The 16,026-nt window shown below is 62.4% G+C and carries 18 protein-coding genes; 9 read left to right on the top strand and 9 right to left on the bottom strand.

Going from position 1 to position 16,026, the window contains the following annotated elements; all coding sequences use genetic code 11:
• Nucleotides 1-12 precede the first annotated feature (12 nt).
• From Q0601_RS11630 to Q0601_RS11620, 3 genes are all read left to right on the top strand, one after another.
• Nucleotides 13-765 (top strand): response regulator, encoded by a 753-nt coding sequence (locus Q0601_RS11630; RefSeq protein WP_305289998.1) that lies wholly within the window; start codon nt 13-15, stop codon nt 763-765.
• Complete coding sequence (locus tag Q0601_RS11625) at nt 762-2,123, top strand: ATP-binding protein (protein WP_305289997.1); 1,362 nt, start codon at nt 762-764, stop codon at nt 2,121-2,123. The genes Q0601_RS11630 and Q0601_RS11625 overlap by 4 nt, the downstream gene beginning before the upstream one ends.
• A gap of 84 nt (nt 2,124-2,207) precedes the next feature.
• Nucleotides 2,208-2,594 (top strand): DUF6157 family protein, encoded by a 387-nt coding sequence (locus tag Q0601_RS11620; RefSeq protein ID WP_305289996.1) that lies wholly within the window; start codon nt 2,208-2,210, stop codon nt 2,592-2,594.
• 144 nt (nt 2,595-2,738) lie between these two features.
• Here the strand turns inward: Q0601_RS11620 and Q0601_RS11615 are convergent, their stop codons facing one another.
• Nucleotides 2,739-3,338 (bottom strand): superoxide dismutase, encoded by a 600-nt coding sequence (locus tag Q0601_RS11615; RefSeq protein WP_305289995.1) that lies wholly within the window; start codon nt 3,336-3,338, stop codon nt 2,739-2,741.
• Nucleotides 3,339-3,867: 529 nt separating this feature from the next.
• On the opposite strand from Q0601_RS11615, the gene paaI reads away from it, so the two are divergent.
• The 3 genes from paaI (at nt 3,868) to Q0601_RS11600 (ending at nt 6,337) form a co-directional block, all read left to right on the top strand.
• Nucleotides 3,868-4,308, top strand: coding sequence for a hydroxyphenylacetyl-CoA thioesterase PaaI (paaI, locus tag Q0601_RS11610; RefSeq protein WP_305289994.1), 441 nt, complete (start codon nt 3,868-3,870; stop codon nt 4,306-4,308).
• Nucleotides 4,309-4,332: 24 nt separating this feature from the next.
• Nucleotides 4,333-5,640, top strand: coding sequence for a phenylacetate--CoA ligase PaaK (gene paaK / locus Q0601_RS11605; RefSeq protein WP_305289993.1), 1,308 nt, complete (start codon nt 4,333-4,335; stop codon nt 5,638-5,640).
• Between the two features lie 97 nt (nt 5,641-5,737).
• Entirely contained in the window at nt 5,738-6,337 is a 600-nt protein-coding gene (locus Q0601_RS11600) for a TetR/AcrR family transcriptional regulator (protein ID WP_305289992.1), read from the top strand.
• Nucleotides 6,338-6,470: 133 nt separating this feature from the next.
• Here Q0601_RS11600 and Q0601_RS11595 read toward each other — a convergent pair whose 3' ends face one another.
• The 5 genes from Q0601_RS11595 to Q0601_RS11575 all read right to left on the bottom strand — a co-directional run bounded on the left by Q0601_RS11595 (nt 6,471) and on the right by Q0601_RS11575 (nt 12,222).
• Nucleotides 6,471-8,465 carry a PhoX family protein gene (locus Q0601_RS11595; protein ID WP_305289991.1) on the bottom strand — a complete coding sequence of 665 codons (1,995 nt, stop codon included), beginning with the start codon at nt 8,463-8,465 and terminating at the stop codon, nt 6,471-6,473.
• Nucleotides 8,466-8,577: 112 nt separating this feature from the next.
• Nucleotides 8,578-9,504, bottom strand: coding sequence for an ornithine carbamoyltransferase (argF, locus tag Q0601_RS11590; protein ID WP_305289990.1), 927 nt, complete (start codon nt 9,502-9,504; stop codon nt 8,578-8,580).
• Nucleotides 9,505-9,629: 125 nt separating this feature from the next.
• Nucleotides 9,630-10,106 (bottom strand): GNAT family N-acetyltransferase, encoded by a 477-nt coding sequence (locus tag Q0601_RS11585; protein ID WP_305289989.1) that lies wholly within the window; start codon nt 10,104-10,106, stop codon nt 9,630-9,632.
• Nucleotides 10,099-11,271 (bottom strand): aspartate aminotransferase family protein, encoded by a 1,173-nt coding sequence (locus Q0601_RS11580; protein ID WP_305289988.1) that lies wholly within the window; start codon nt 11,269-11,271, stop codon nt 10,099-10,101. Before Q0601_RS11580 ends, Q0601_RS11585 begins: the two co-directional genes overlap by 8 nt.
• A gap of 141 nt (nt 11,272-11,412) precedes the next feature.
• Complete coding sequence (locus tag Q0601_RS11575; RefSeq protein WP_305289987.1) at nt 11,413-12,222, bottom strand: ABC transporter permease; 810 nt, start codon at nt 12,220-12,222, stop codon at nt 11,413-11,415.
• 117 nt (nt 12,223-12,339) lie between these two features.
• On the opposite strand from Q0601_RS11575, the gene Q0601_RS11570 reads away from it, so the two are divergent.
• The 3 genes from Q0601_RS11570 to Q0601_RS11560 all read left to right on the top strand — a co-directional run bounded on the left by Q0601_RS11570 (nt 12,340) and on the right by Q0601_RS11560 (nt 13,672).
• Nucleotides 12,340-12,933, top strand: coding sequence for a GcrA family cell cycle regulator (locus tag Q0601_RS11570; RefSeq protein WP_305289986.1), 594 nt, complete (start codon nt 12,340-12,342; stop codon nt 12,931-12,933).
• The gene (locus tag Q0601_RS11565) at nt 12,933-13,352 is read left to right on the top strand and encodes an NUDIX hydrolase (RefSeq protein ID WP_305289985.1); all 420 of its coding nucleotides are present in this window, start codon (nt 12,933-12,935) and stop codon (nt 13,350-13,352) included. Before Q0601_RS11570 ends, Q0601_RS11565 begins: the two co-directional genes overlap by 1 nt.
• Before the next feature lie 188 nt (nt 13,353-13,540).
• A complete protein-coding gene (locus Q0601_RS11560; RefSeq protein ID WP_305289984.1) occupies nt 13,541-13,672 on the top strand; it encodes a hypothetical protein in 132 nt (43 codons plus the stop codon).
• Between the two features lie 49 nt (nt 13,673-13,721).
• Here Q0601_RS11560 and truB read toward each other — a convergent pair whose 3' ends face one another.
• The 3 genes from truB to rbfA all read right to left on the bottom strand — a co-directional run bounded on the left by truB (nt 13,722) and on the right by rbfA (nt 15,986).
• Entirely contained in the window at nt 13,722-14,615 is an 894-nt protein-coding gene (gene truB, locus Q0601_RS11555; RefSeq protein WP_305289983.1) for a tRNA pseudouridine(55) synthase TruB, read from the bottom strand.
• A 203-nt stretch (nt 14,616-14,818) separates the two neighbouring features.
• Nucleotides 14,819-15,589: a phosphodiester glycosidase family protein gene (locus Q0601_RS11550; RefSeq protein ID WP_370656126.1), complete on the bottom strand. Its 771-nt coding sequence runs from the start codon at nt 15,587-15,589 to the stop codon at nt 14,819-14,821.
• A complete protein-coding gene (rbfA, locus tag Q0601_RS11545) occupies nt 15,573-15,986 on the bottom strand; it encodes a 30S ribosome-binding factor RbfA (protein WP_305290117.1) in 414 nt (137 codons plus the stop codon). The genes Q0601_RS11550 and rbfA overlap by 17 nt, the downstream gene beginning before the upstream one ends.
• Nucleotides 15,987-16,026 lie beyond the last annotated feature (40 nt).

The following is a 16,026-nucleotide window of genomic DNA, read 5'->3' as shown; positions in this document are numbered from 1 at the left end:
AACTGGCAATAAATGAACCCATCCGACCCCAGAACCGAAAGGCCCGGAAAATTGGAGGCTGCCGAACCCCAGATCCTGATCGTCGACGACGCCCGCGATATCCGGGAATCGCTGGGCCAGTATCTGCGCAAGCAGGGATATCGCACACAGTTGGCCGCGAATGGCATCGAGGCGCGGCGCATCATCGAGGAAGCCAGTCTCGCATTGATCGTGCTGGATGTGATGATGCCGGGGGAGGACGGGCTGAGCATCTGCCGGTGGCTGACGGCACGCGGCGGCCCTCCGGTCATCCTGCTGACGGCGATGGCGGATGAAACCGACCGGATCGTCGGGCTGGAGCTTGGCGCCGACGATTACGTGGTCAAGCCCTTCAACCCGCGCGAATTGCTGGCCCGGATCCGTGCCGTGCTGCGCCGCGCGCCGATGCCTGCACCCACCATAACCGCGGCGCGGCGCCGCTTTGCCGGATGGGAGCACGCGCCCGCCACGCAAGAGCTGCGCCACGCGGATGGGCGGCATGTGGTACTGACCTCGGGCGAGAACCGGCTGCTGACGGTTTTGCTGGACCACGCGCAGACGGTTCTTTCGCGGGACCGCCTGCTTGACCTGACCGCCGGGCGGGATGCCAAAGCCTATGACCGCGCCATCGACAACACCGTCAGCCGCCTGCGCCGCAAGATCGAGGACGATCCCAAATCCCCCCGCCTGATCGTCACGGAATGGGGCGGCGGCTATATGCTTGCCGCTCCGGTGGAAACGCTGTGAGAACCGTACCGCGCATCCTGCCCGACGGTCTGGCGGGTCGTTTCGCGGTGCTGCTGATTACTGTCCTGCTGGCGGCAGGCATCGTGGCCAGCGCGCTTCTGTTTGTCCAGCGCGGACAATCCGAGCGAAACCTTCGCGAGGCGCGCGAGATCGAACGGATCGCCTCGATCGTTCCCGCGCTTGAATCCGCCGCGCCGCCGCTTCGCAGGCAAATCGCCCATGACGCATCCAACAGGCTCACGCGATACGTGATCGGCCCCCGGCCGATCGTTCAGGACAGACGGGAGGCACCGCGCCCTTTGCGCAATCTGACCGCATCCCTTGCCGAAGCCCTGCCCGGCCGCGAAATCCGCGGCGCCGTCCTGTCGCATCGCATGAGCGGGCCACCTCCGATGGGGCCGCGTTTCGAAACACTTGCCGTCTCGGTCCAGCTTGCACATGCCGATGGACAGCCGCCGCTATGGCTCAACGTGATTTCACGTGGAAACTGGTTTCGTCCGCCCGGCGCGCGCGGCACGGTTCTACCGGTTTTCCTTGGCCTGTCGCTTTTATCCGTGCTGGGCGTGGGGCTGATCTTCGTCAGGCGCCTGACCCGGCCACTGACCGAACTGGCCCGGGCCGCGCGTGCTGCCGGGCATGGGAACCGCGAAATCCGGGTCAGCGAATCCGGCGCAGGTGAGTTGCGCGAGGCCGCGCGAGCCTTCAACGAGATGCAGGACCGCATCGGCCGTTTCGACGCCGATCGCATGCGCATGCTTGCCGCGGTCGGGCACGATCTTCGCACGCCGATCACCTCCTTGCGGATTCGCGCGGAAATGCTGGACGAAGAAGAGGCCATCCCGATGATCCGGACACTTGAGGATATGACGGTCATGGTGAACGGCCTCGTCGCCTATGCCCGTGGCGCGGGAGACGGCGAGGAAAGCGAAATGCTTGACCTTGGCGCCCTCCTTTCCCGGCTGTGCGATGAGCGCGGCGTGAGTTTCCTGTGCCGGCGAAACGCATATGTCACGGGCCGCCCGGTCGCGCTGGGCCGGGCCATCGGGAATGTGGTGGATAATGCGCGGCGTTTCGGCACATCGGCGCAGGTCGCGCTTTTGCGCGATGCGGAGGCAGCGATCATCACGGTCGAGGATGACGGACCCGGAATACCGCCCGACCGGCTGGACGCGATGTTCGAGCCCTTCGTGCGCGGCGACGAAAGCAGGAATCAGGAAACCGGAGGCGCGGGGCTGGGCCTTGCCATCGCCAGAAACATCATCGCGGCCCATGGTGGCATGATCACGCTTGAGAACATGCCGGAATGCGGATTGCGGGCGACGATCAGGCTGCCGCTATCCACCAGGCCGCATAACTGAGACAGTGGTACGCGCGAAACCAACGATATATCTGCCCGCCAGCGGCATCCCGTGTTACCTTCTTTCTCGCAGAGGAAAGAAAGCATGATGCATACTACAAATTACCACAATACGCTGATCACCGTCTCACCCGATTGCCCGGCCGCAACCGCAGCCCCACCGGCCAGACAGGACACGATCGCGGGGCGGCAATATGCGATGCTGAATGACAGCCCCTATGGGCTGACTTCGGACGAGTTGCTTCTTGCCGTCGAGAATGAACGCAAAGGGCCGATCGATGCTGTCAGCTTCTTCTCGACACCCAAAGCCTGCTTGCGCGCCTCGCCCCTGGTGAAAAGGCATGGTTATGGGCTGTATCACGATGCCAGGGGCAAGATCGCCCTGATTCCCGTGGAAAGCGTGGAATACGCGCGACTTCTGGCCGCGCCCGATGTGGAAAAACGCCCCGGCATGCGCAATTCACGTCGTTGATGCGCATCCACGCGATATGGAATGGCAAACGGTTTATCGTTCCCCAAGACCCGCAGGATTGCCATGAAAAAGGGCCGGATCGGCATCCGGCCCCTGATCTTGCTGATACCTGGCGGTTTCACATGGAAGCCGCGCGGATCCGGGTTACAGACGCGATGCGACGTTTTCCCAGTTCACCAGATTGTCGAGGAAGTTCGACAGGTATTTCGGGCGCGCATTGCGGAAATCGATGTAATAGGAATGTTCCCAGACATCGCAGCCCAGCAGCGCAATCTGATCGAAGCATAGCGGGTTGACGCCGTTCTCGGTCTTGGTCACGGCAAGCGAGCCGTCGGCATTCTTGACCAGCCAGACCCAGCCCGAGCCGAACTGACCCACACCGTTTTCGCTGAACGATTTCTTGAACTCATCGACCGAGCCGAAGGATTCGGTCAACGCCTTTTCGAGTTCCGAAGGAATGGCACCCGGATTCGGAGCCATCATTTCCCAGAACTGGGTGTGGTTCCAGTGCTGGCTGGCATTATTGAAGATACCGTTCTGAGCCACGGCGCCCTTGCTGTAGGTGCCCTTGACGATGTCTTCCAGCGACTTGCCTTCCCACTCGGTGCCGGCGACCAGTTCGTTCAGCTTGTCGACATAGGCGTTGTGGTGCTTGTCGTGGTGAAATTCCAGCGTCTCTTTCGACATGCCCGCACCGGCCAGCGCATCATGGGCATAGGGAAGATCGGGAAGGGTGAAAGCCATAGTCCTCTCCTTTTCATACAAGGCCGAAGCCGTCGTTCCGGACGCACAGTCACGTATTTGAATGGTTAACGCAAGGGGCTGCCGCTGCAATCTGCCGGTCTGCGGCCAGTTCATGCTTGCAATCATGGAGATGTGAGATCGGGCCCGTTCACGGCTCATTGCCGGGTGCCATTCCCGCGATCATGTTGGCGTCCCACCGCATCAGGCCCGGCGTGGCCGCTGCGCCCAGGGTTTCGTCCGGCTGGTGCATCGCCGCCTTCAGCCGGACAATGCATCCATGCCGGACAGCATTGCGAATGCGGTCATTGTCGCGGTCTTCATTGTTTTCTTCTCTCTCAGGAGCGTTTCCCTCCGCTCTCTTTCTGTATCATTGACCGACCGGACGGTTTATGCAAAAAATAACCTCATCGCCCGGCGGAGGAGGGCGCGGAGGAGCGGATGACATTACCAGATATAGTCGAATTTCCGAGAATTGATCGCACTATCTACCCGGCTGGCCTGCGGTCATTGATTCCGGACGGGGGCTGACATGACACCGCAGGAACTGGCCGAAGCCTGCGCCCGCCAGATGTGGTCCGATGACTGCGCTTCGCAGCAAATGGGCATGGAAATCACCCATATCGCCCCCGGCGAGGCCACCCTCCAGATGACCCTGACCGAGCGGATGACCAATGGCCACGGCAATGCGCATGGTGGTTTCCTGTTCACGCTGGCGGATAGTGCCTTCGCATTCGCCTGCAACAGCTATAATCAGGTCACCGTCGCGCAGCATTGCACGATCACCTATATCGCGCCCGGCATGCTTGGCGACCGGCTAACGGCCACGGCGCAGGAGGTATCACGCAGGGGCCGCTCTGGCATCTACGATATCCGGATCACACGCGAAGACGGCACCGTGATCGCCGAATTTCGCGGCCATTCGCGCAGTCTCGGCAAGGCAATGCTGCCGAATGACAACGCTGCCGGTTAACCGGTATCCCGAGGGAGAAACCCGATGAACGACCTGAGGCCCAGCCCCGACATCCTCGACCCGATCGAGATGGCCAGCCGAGACGAGATCACCGCCCTGCAGGAAAAGCGGATGGCCTGGTCGCTGCGACATGCCTATGAAAACTCGCCCTTCTATCGCAAGCGCTTCGACGATCACGGCGCGCATCCCGGTGATTTCACGACATTGGCCGATCTTGCCCGTTTCCCCTTCACCCTGAAGCAGGATCTGCGCGATACCTATCCTTTCGGCATGTTCGCGGTCCCGCGCGAAAAACTGGTGCGCATCCATGCGTCATCGGGCACGACCGGCAAGCCGACCGTGGTCGGATACACGAAGAACGATATCGACATCTGGGCCGACATGATGGCCCGCTCGATCCGGGCCAGCGGCGGCCGTAGCGGCGATATCGCGCATATCGCCTATGGCTACGGTCTGTTCACCGGCGGGCTTGGCGCGCATTACGGCGCCGAACGGCTGGGCTGCACCGTGGTCCCGATCTCGGGCGGCATGACCGCGCGGCAGGTCACGCTGATACAGGATTTCAAACCGCGCATCATCATGGTGACGCCATCCTACATGCTGTCTATCCTTGACGAATTTCACCGTCAGGGGCTGGACCCGCGTGAAAGCTCACTTGAGGTCGGCATCTTCGGGGCGGAGCCCTGGACCAATGCCATGCGCCAAGAGATCGAACGGGCCTTCAACATGCATGCGGTCGATATCTACGGCCTCAGCGAGGTGATGGGGCCGGGCGTGGCGAATGAATGCGTAGAGTCCAAGGACGGGCTGCATGTCTGGGAGGATCATTTCTATCCCGAGATCATCGACCCGCAGACCGGCACGGTGCTGCCCGATGGTGAAATGGGCGAACTGGTTTTCACCACACTGACCAAGGAAGGTCTGCCGATCATCCGCTACCGCACCCGCGATCTGACACGGATATTGCCGGGCACCGCGCGCTCGATGCGGCGGGTCGAGAAGATTACCGGCCGTAGCGACGACATGATCATCCTGCGCGGCGTGAATGTCTTTCCGACCCAGATCGAAGAGCAGATCCTGAAATGCAGGGGTCTTGCCCCGCATTTCCAGATCGAACTGACCCGCAAGGATCGGATGGACGTCATGACGGTTCATGTGGAATGCACCGCCAACCGGGGCACCGGCGAAGCGCGGCAGGCATCCGCGCATGAGCTTACGCATCACATCAAATCGGTCATAGGGATCTCGACGAAGATCGAGGTCCATGATCCCGACGGCGTCGCCCGTTCCGAAGGCAAGGCCAGGCGGGTGGTGGACAACCGGCCAGATTAGGCACAGGCCCCCTGCGCGCTGGCAAAATCCGTAACCCGGGGGTATGGGTGCTCATTTTCCCGCCCCGGACCCGACATGTGAAGGAGCCCTGTCGCCGATGGCACGGACGCGAGCAGAGGATTTCGAGGAAAAGCAGCATCAATTGCTGCTGACCGCCGCGCATGTCTTTGCGACACAGGGCATGGACAAGGCATCGATGTCGCAGATCGCCTTGGAAGCGGGCGTCTCGAAGTCATTGCTGTATCATTATTATCCGTCCAAGGACGCGTTGATATTCGCAATCATCCACACCCATCTGAAAGAGCTGGAGACGGCCTTGCAGCAGGCAACGGATCCCGATCTTCCGCCCGGTCAAAGGCTGGAGAAACTGGTTCTGACGATGCTCGAGGAATATCGGGGCGCGGATGACCAGCATATCGTGCAGCTGAATGCCGGATCGGCCCTATCCGACGATCAGCGGGCCCGGCTTTTGCAACTGGAGCGGCGGATCGTCAGGCATTTCTCGGCCGTCATCTGCGAGATCCATCCCATACTCGACCGGCCCGAACGCCCGCTTTTGATGCCGGTCACCATGTCGCTTTTCGGTATGCTGAACTGGGTCTATATGTGGTTCCGCGACGAAGGTCCGGTCAGCCGCGAGGATTACGCCAAACTTGCGACGACATTGATTCTGGAAGGCGTCAAGGCGGTTCGCTGAAAGGACTGCGTCCCGCGACGGCAGGGGGCTTCCCGCCCCCCGCGCCCCCGCAGGATATTTGAGTGAAGAAGACGCAACCGGCGATTCCGCGTTTTTCGGGCAGAGCCGGCGCTGTTTCCCCGGCATCGTCCCCTCAAGCGCCGATCTTGCCGCCATCCTGTTTCGTGATTGCGACGACCGCGGGACGCACCGGCATATCGTCGCTGAAATCCGGCCAGCGGGTCGAAAGATCTTCGTAATAGGACGGGCGGCCATGGCCTTCCCAGTCATCACCCCCGTCGCCCGGATGCTGGACCGCGACGAAGAAGGTCGTCAGGTCGGGGGTCGGACATGGGCCGCACATTTCGGCGCCGACCGGCACCCGGTAGAAAAGCCGCGAGGTGCCGCGCGCCGATCCTTCGGTATCCAAAGCCCAAAGGCCGTCGGTACGGCCGGTATCGGCCGGCGTATTGCCGTCGGTCGTAACCCACAGCCGGCCATCGCTGTCGACCGCGCAATTATCGGGCATGCCGAACCAGCCATCCTCGGTGGTCGCGGTCGAGAATGTGGCGCCGACCTCGGCGATCGAGGGATCGCCGCATTGCACCAGAATTTCCCAGCGTCCGCTGGTCGCAGCCAGATCGCCGCCGTCTTCGGAAATCTCGATGATGTGACCGAAAGCGTTTTCGACCCGCGGGTTGGCGGCATTCGCTTCTTCCCGATTGGTGTTGTTGGTCAGCATGACATAGGCCTTGCCCTTCGCGGCATCGGGCTCGATATCTTCCGGGCGGTCCATCGGCGTGGCTTCCAGCAGATCGGCGGCGCGGCGTGTCTCGATCAGAATATCGGCCTGCGATTCAAAGCCGTTTTCGGCAGTCAGCACGCCTTCGCCATGGGTCATCGGCAGCCATTCCATCGTTCCGTCCTCGTCGAAACGGGCGACGTAAAGCGTGCCGGCATCCAGCAGATCCATATTCGCGGCGCGATCGTCGGGATTATATTTGCCCGCGGTCACGAATTTGTAGACGTAATCGAAACGCTCGTCATCGCCCAGGTAGAAGACAACACGGCCATCGGCCGCAACCGCGCTTTCCGCGCCTTCATGCTTGAAGCGGCCCAGAGCCGTGCGTTTCTTCGGCCTGGATTCCGGATCCATCACATCGACCTCGACGACCCAGCCGAAACGGTTCGGCTCGTTGGGTTCCTTCGAGATATCGAAGCGGTCCTCGAATTCGCCCCAGGCATAGCTTTCTTCGGGAATGCCCATCCGCTCGTAATTCGCGGTCTCGGGATGGTCTTCGGGCAATGTGCCCATGAAATAACCGTGGATATTTTCCTCGGCCATGATGTAGGTGCCCCAGGGCGTCACACCACCGGCACAGTTATTGATCGTACCCAGCACTTCCTTGCCGGTCGGATCGGCATTGGTTTGCAGACGGGCATGGCCAGCAGCCGGACCGCTGATCTCCATCGGGGTCCTGGCGGTGATGCGGCGGTTCAGCTTGCCATCCAGAACCGGCTGCCATTTGCCGTCCGTCTTGCGGATCTCGATCACCGTGCCGCCATGTGCCGCCATTTCGATATTCACCCGATCCTCGGTCGCGGCGGCAAGCTCGATCTCGCCATCCTTGATCGTGACGATTCCGGGAAACATCAAATGCTCATTGGTATATTCGTGGTTCACCACCAGCAATCCGTGATCATCGGCCCCTTCCAGCGGGATGAAACCGACGAAATCGTTATTATAGCCGAACTGACGCTCTTGCGCGGCCTGGGATTGGTTCGCCGGATCGAATTCCGGCGCATCTGCGAAAACCTTGTCACCCCAGCGAAGCAGCACATCGGCGTCATAGCCTTCGGCCACGTGATGATCGGCATCGACGCCCGCCTTGACCTCGGGGAAATTGAAGGCCGAGCCTTCGACTGCCTCTTGCGCATGTGCATCATCCGCCGCCAGCAGCGCGATCGGGCTGACCGTGGCCGAGATCGCCGTGGCCGCCATCGAGCCACGAAGAAAGCCCCGGCGCGAGAAACGGGCGGCAATGATCTCGCCCATGGTACGGTTATTCGTGGGGTTCAGACCGGGACCGTCGGCATTTTCAAGCTGGCTGGTCCGGAAGACATGACGCGAATGGTTCTGATCGTTCATGGCGCTCTCCTGGCGAATGCTGGGAAGGCCCGGAAACGAGCCTTTCGCCGAAGAGTTAAGAGCGCCGTGTAACGCGACCGCAACGATTATGCGAAGGGTTTATGACAGCGGGTTACACACCCAGACAATAACGCAGAACCGCCTTCTGGGCATGCAGCCGGTTCTCTGCCTCGTCCCAGATAACGGAATGCGGGCCGTCCATGACGGCGCTGGTCACCTCGTCCTCGCGATGGGCGGGCAGGCAATGCATGAACAGCGAATCGGGCTTTGCCTTCGCCATCAGTTCTTCATTCACCTGATAGCCGCGCAGCTGATTATGCCGCCGTTCCTTGGCCGATTGCGGATCATGCATGCTGACCCATGTATCGGCAAAGACCAGATCGGCGCCCTCGACCGCCTTGTGGGGGTCGCGCTCGATGGTGACACCGACACCCTGCGAACGGGCGAAATCAAGCGCCTCGGCCTCGGGATCGAGCGGCGGAGGCCCGGTAAAGGTGAAATCGAAGCCGAACTGCCCGGCGGCATGGATCACGCTGGCGCAGACATTGTTGCCGTCACCCACCCAGACCGCCTTCTTGCCCCGGATCGGGCCGCGATGTTCCTCGAAGGTCATCACATCGGCCATGATCTGGCAGGGATGGGTGCGGTTGGTCAGCCCGTTGATGACTGGCACGCTGGCATATTCGGCCATTTCCTGAAGCGTGGCTTCCTCGAATGTGCGGATCATGATCAGATCGACATAGCGCGACAGAACCCGCGCGGTATCGGCAATCGTCTCGCCATGGCCAAGCTGCATTTCACTGCCCGACAGCACCATGGTCTGCCCGCCCATCTGCCGCACACCGACATCAAAGCTGACGCGGGTACGGGTCGAGGGCTTTTCGAAGATCAATGCGACCATATGGCCGGCGAGCGGCTGTTCATCGTCAAAGCTGCCCTTGGGGCGGCCATTGCGGGCCGATTTCATCGCCAGAGCCTGATCGATGATCAGGCGCAGGTCGCTTTTCGAGGTCGTGTGGATGTCTAGAAAATGTTTCATCTGGATGTCTTTCACGTATTTGGGTCAGCAAGCCCGCTTGCGACGGCGGGGTCAAGGGGGCGCTGCCCCCGCCCGGCCTCAAAATTGAGGCCGGACTCCCCCGAGGTATTTCGGCAAAGAAGAAGTCATCGGAGGCGGGTCATGATCCGGGCGAGTTGCCCCTCGCCGTCCTTGCGGATCGTTTCGCCGTGGAATCCGGCCTTTTCATAGGCGCGAATGGCGCGGGCGTTTTCAGGCGCGGGGTCAATGACCAGAGCCGATACTTCGCGCAGAAGCAGATCGCCAAGCGCGCGCAACCAGGCGCCGCCGTAGCCCCAGCCTTCCGGCGCGTTGAAGACATCGATCGCAATGGCGTCTTGCGGAAGATCGTAAAGATGCGGGGCGTCCCATTCATGCGCCGGGAAGTGCTGCGCGTATCCGACAGGGGTTTCGCCATGCAGAGCAATCAGCTGTCGCATGGCGGGCTGGTCGAGGTCCTCGGTAATCAGTGCCAGTTGATGCTTCGGATCCGGCCACCATTCCGCGACCGCCGGAGCCTTCAGCCATTCGGCCAGCATCGGCAGGTCGTCCCGGGTGACCGGTCTGAAGCTGTAGTCAGGCATCCAGACTTTCAGCGGCGCGGTCCAGCCTTGCCACCGCCTCGGCGATCTCTTCCTCGGTGATGTTCAGCGGCGGCAGCAGGCGCAGGGTGTTGTCGGCGGCGGGCACGGTCAGGATTTGCTGCTCGTAACCGGCCTTGACCAGATCGGCGGGCGGCAATTTGCATTTCAACCCCAGCATCAGCCCCTGCCCGCGCACGCCCTCGAATACCGAAGGATGCGCGGCGACCAGACCTTCCAGCTTTTGCCGGAACAGCGAGGATTTGCGGTTCACCTCGGCAAGGAAGGCGTCATCGGCGACGATCTCCATCACCTTCGCCCCCACCGCGCAGGCCAATGGATTGCCGCCATAGGTAGAACCATGGGTGCCCGCGACCATGCCCGCCGCCGCCTTTTCCGTGGCCAGCACCGCGCCCAGTGGGAAACCGCCGCCGATACCCTTGGCGACCATCATTATATCGGGCGCAATCCCGGCATATTCATGCGCGAACAGCCGACCGGTCCGGCCCATACCGCATTGCACCTCATCCAGGATCAGCAACGCGCCGGTTTCGTCGCAAAGCGCCCGGATCTCGCGCAGATCGGCATCCTCCAGCGGGCGGATGCCGCCCTCGCCCTGAATCGGTTCCAGCATGACGGCGGCAGTGCGGTCGGTAATCGCGGCCTTCAACGCCTCGATATCGTCCCAGGGCAGTTGCCGGAAGCCGGGCAGAAGCGGGCCGAACCCCTTGACCATCTTTTCCGAACCGGCGGCGGCGATGGCCCCGGTCGAGCGGCCATGAAAAGCGCCTTCGAAGGTCAGGATTTCGATGCGCTCGGGATCACCCGCATCGCTCCAGTATTTCCGGGCCATCTTGATGGCAAGCTCGGCCGCCTCGGTACCGGAATTGGTGAAGAAAACCGTATCGGCGAAGGTCTTTTCGACCAGCATCCCGGCCAGTTTTTCCTGTTCGGGGATCTGGTACAGGTTGGACACATGCCAGATTTTCCCGGCCTGCCCGGTCAATGCCGCCACCAGATCGGGATTGGCATGACCCAGCACATTCACCGCGATCCCCGCGCCCAGATCCAGATATCGGGTACCATCCGTGGCGATGGCCCAGACACCCTCTCCCCGCTCGAACGCGACAGGAGCACGGTTATAAGTCGGCAGAACATGCGAAATCATGGCGGATTCCCCAAATGGAATGATAAATTGTGAAGGCAGGCGTGATCGGACGGTGACGAAGCGTCAACGTCGGGAGCGGGCGATTATGGCGGTCCAGGCGATCATGACATCGCCCATAGCGCGGTTTTGCGAGACGCGCAATCACGGTTTCATCCGATAGCCCGTTTTCAGCCAGTGACGGCACAGATACAACACCGCCGCGACCACCGCGATACAGATCAGCAACCCGCGCCAGACCGGAGCATCGCTGACCCCGGTGATCCCGAATCGCGCACCGTCGATCAGGTAGAAGATCGGGTTCCAGTGCGACAGGCTGCGAAACGGCTCGGGCAATGCCTCGACCGAATAGAAGGTACCGGACAGAAAGGACAGCGGCGTGATCACGAAATTGGTGATCGCCGCCATCTGGTCGAATTTCTGTGCCATGATCCCGGCAAGGATTCCCAGCCCGCCAAGCAGCAGCGCCGCCAGCAGGATGAAGACCGCCGCCCAGAAAGGATGCGCGATACCCGCGCCCGTGACGATGACCATCCCCGTCCCGATCACCGCCGCGACCAGAGCCGCGCGGGCGACCGAACCGGCAAGATAACCGCTTAGCAGCTCGCCCGCGGAAAGCGGCGGCATCAGCGTATCGACGATATTTCCCTGAACCTTGGCCGAGGTGATCGAGGACGAGGTATTGGCGAAGGCGTTCTGGATCACCGTCATCATCAGGATGCCGGGGCCAAGGAATTCGAGATAGGGCAGACCCATCACTTCCCCCCGGTTCCGTCCCAAAGCAAGCGCGAAGACCAGAACGAACAGCCCCGCCGTCATCAGCGGCGCAAAGACCGTCTGCTGCCAGACCGCAAGGAAGCGCATCACCTCGCGCCGGGCCAGGGTCTGCAGCCCCAGCCAATTGACCCGACCGAAGCGGCGCACGCCCATTGCCGTCTGATTCTCTGGAGTCATCTCGCTGTCCTTGAATTTTCCTCGCACGAGGGCTAAATCTCGGCATCCCGTTTGTGACGGGGTCAATCGCGGGTTTCAAGATGGGGCGGCGGACAAATCCCGCCCGGAAAGGCAGTCATGTCCTGGACGGACGAACGAGTCGAGACGCTGAAACGTATGTGGGCCGAGGGTCAGTCGGCCAGCGCCATCGCCAAGGAATTGGGCGGGGTGACGCGCAATGCCGTGATCGGCAAGGTGCATCGGCTTGGCTTGTCCAATCGCAATGACGAAGCCGAACCCGCGCCCGCCCCCGCCCCGGCAGCTGAAAAGAAGGCCGGGAAGAAGCCGCCCAAACCCGCAGCTTCGTCTGCGCCAGAGCCCGCGGCAGTCAAGCCGGCGCCCGCTCCGGCCCAGGAGACCGCAGCGCAACCGTCTTTCGTCCCCGTTCCGCGCCGCCCCATCGTTCCCGCTGGTCAGCCATTGCCGCCGCAGCCTTCGGCCAATGAGATCAGCCCCGAGGCGCTGGCGACCGTGCGCGAGGTCGAGAAGAAGGCGCGCAAACTGTCTCTGATGGAATTGACCGAACGGACCTGCAAATGGCCGATCGGCGACCCGGCGACCGACAAGTTCTGGTTCTGCGGCCTGCCCAGCCAGCCCGGCAAACCCTATTGCGAAGCCCATGTCGGAGTGGCCTTCCAGCCGATGAGCTCGCGCCGCGACCGCCGCCGGTAATGCCTCTCTGTCCCCGGTTGGCTGCCCTTGCCGTCACGATTCGGGACGGTGAGGTTCTTCTTGTGCGCCGCCGCAACCCACCCGATGCCGGTCTTTGGGGATTTCCCGGCGGTCATGTGGAACTGGGGGAAACGGCATTGCAGGCCGCCGCCCGCGAACTGGCCGAGGAAACCGGCGTGATCGCCGCGCCGCGCCGTTATATCGAGAATGTCGACATGATCCGGCACGGCTCCGATGGCGTGTTACAGCATCATTTCCTGCTGGCCGCGGTTCTGTGCGATTATCTTGACGGGAAGCCTGCGGCCGCCGATGACGCGCTTGAGGCTGGCTGGTACCCGATTGAACATGTCCTTGCCGGAAATCTGCCGCTCAGCGATCAGGTTACGGCGGTTCTGCGGCGCGCTCTTGAAGTGATTTAGCAGGAGGCATGACCTCCTCTCCGAAGGATCGCGCCTGTGGCAGGCCATAAAATGGCGGCAAGCCTAGCGCTACAGCGTTCCGGCATTTCATCAAAGCGTTTCACGATCCGACGAGCCGCCTCCGACCTTACCTGCCCCGGCCTCCGTCCCTTCTTCTTTGCTCAAATACCTTGCCGGGGGTCCGGGGGATGCCAAAACCCCCCCCCCCCCCCCGCCCCCCCCCCCCCCCCCCCCCCCCCCCCCCCCCCCCCCCCCCCCCCCCCCCCATCGCGGGACGCAAAAGGCACCTCACCCATAATCGAATGAAACCATCATGCTGATGCTGTTTCTGCTGAACCTGCTGACGCAAGCCCGGCATCCTGAGATGTCTTACAGGTTGAACACCCGCTCGGGCTGGACGGTGCCGCCCTGATAGCGGCCGATGCAGACCGGGCCTTCACCATCGCTGACCCAGACGGCCTCGCCCCATTCCGCCGTGCCGGTCACCTCGCCCGGATTTCCGTTGCGGATCCGCTGCGCGCCCTGCGGCGTGGCCCGCAGCACCGGCATATCCTCCAGCGCGGCCTCAAGCGGCAGAAGCTGTTCTTCCAGCCAGCCCTGCGTCTCGCGGTCGATCTTTTCGAACCCCACGCCGTCCTTGGCGTCGAACGGCCCGGACCAGATCCGGCGCAGCCCGGCCACATGGCCAAGGCATCCCAAATCCCGCCCCAGATCCCGCGCGATAGAGCGGACATAACCGCCCTTGCCGCAAACCATCTCGAACCGCGCCGAATCCCGGTCCGTCGCGATCAGTGTCAGGCTTTCGACCCAAAGCGGACGGGCGGCGAGTTCGACCGCCTCCCCTTCGCGGGCCAGATCATAGGCGCGTTCGCCCTGCACCTTGACCGCCGAATAAGCCGGGGGAACCTGCATGATCTCGCCCAGATATCCGGGAATGACCTTTTCGATGGTATCGCCATCCGGGCGGATATCGGAACGCCGCAGCACCTCACCCGAAGCGTCGTCGGTGCTGGTTTCGGCGCCCCAGTTCACAGTGAAATCATAGCATTTCAACGCATCTGTGATATAGCTGACGGTCTTGGTCGCCTCGCCCAGCGCCACGGCCAGAACCCCGGTCGCGTCCGGATCCAGAGTGCCCGCGTGGCCCGCCTTCTTCGCGTCAAGCGCCCAGCGGACCTTGTTCACCACCGAGGTCGAGGTCATGCCCGCGGGCTTGTCCACGATCAGCCAGCCATTGATATCCCGGCCCTTCTTGCGTGCCATCCGTTACCCCTGAGTTTCCGGAAGATCGGCGGAATAGCGGCAGCGGCACGGGGCGTCAAGCCGCGACAGCATGGGCTCTGCCCGTCGCCGGCTTGTTCTCGAACCGGTGGCACGACCCGCCGGCCACCCCCGGGGTATTTGGACAAAGAAGAAGCAAAGGGCGTGGCCCGGTAGCCGGGCCGGATCGATCCGGGCTTCGCCCTTCAGCCTGTCTGATCCACCAGCCCGATCATCGGCCCAAGGCTTCGCCCGAAATCGGCGCGGTTCACGCCGGGCGCGTAGAGCCGCGAGATCGAGCCGTCGAAATACAGCGCATCGCGGACGCCCAGCCCGTCGCGGAACAGCCGTCCGAATTCGTGGAACGTCACGGGCCGGTCGGAAATGGCGAACCATGCCTGTTGCCCATCGGGTGAAACGCCCACGCCATTGCGGATATAACGGCTGTCCGAATCGACCAGAAAGCGCGGGTGCAGATCGCCATCGATCACCAGCATCGGCCCGGATTGCGTGGCCAACCGGCATTCGGGCCGGACATTGGCGAAGGCACGGCTTTCGATCACCTGAAAGGGCCGCTGGCCGCCGGTGCAGAATACCCCGTTCGGCAGCATCCCGAAATTCCCGCCGCCCGCCGCCGTGGTCAGCGGCGACAATTCCTCGCCATCGACGATCAGCAACCCTACGGGCCGGTAATCGGAATGGAACATCCCGGCATTCATGGCGAAATTCAGGCTTTGGCCCTGATCCAGCAATTTGCGGACATTCGCGAAATTCCGCAGCGGTTTTCCATCCGCGCCGTCCTGCCACAGCCGCAGCGCGGGCTCTTGCGCGGCATCGACCTGACAGATGACATAGCCCTGCCCGTCATGGCTCATCTTGCCACAGCCGCCCGCACCCGCAACTGCGGGCACCGTCATCGCCAGAATCATCCCCGCCGCAACGCCAAGCCGGCGGCGCAGATCAAGCCTCGTCTTCATCCGGAGCCTCGACATCCCGGCGCACCTGTTCATCCAGAAACATCCGCCGGGTATCGTCCATCCTGTCGAAAGTCTCGTCCAGCCGGAAACGCAGTTCAGGGGCGTATTTCAGCGACATCCCCCTGGCCACCAGATGCCGCAGCTCCGACGCGTTCTGGCGCAGGGCGGCAAGCGCCTCTTGCGCCTCTCGTCCGCCAAGTGGCAGCACATAGGCCGTCGCCACCTTGAGATCGGGCGAGCAGCTTACCTCGCCGACCGTGATCGAATGCCGGTTCAGGGCCGGGTCATGCACATCCCCGCGCAAAAGCACGTCGGAAAGTGTGCGGCGGATCAACTCGCCCACGCGCAGCTGCCGCTGCGAGGGGCCGTTGCCATGAGAAAAGCGGTTCTGTGCCATGCGTTCCGACATAGGGGCTCGCGGCGCGCATCGCAACGGG

This window comes from Paracoccus wurundjeri, assembly GCF_030678915.1.
In the GTDB taxonomy this organism is placed as follows: Bacteria; Pseudomonadota; Alphaproteobacteria; order Rhodobacterales; family Rhodobacteraceae; genus Paracoccus; species Paracoccus onubensis_A.
The sequence above is the reverse complement of the archived record's forward strand: the minus strand, read 5'-3'. Positions and strand labels throughout refer to the sequence as shown.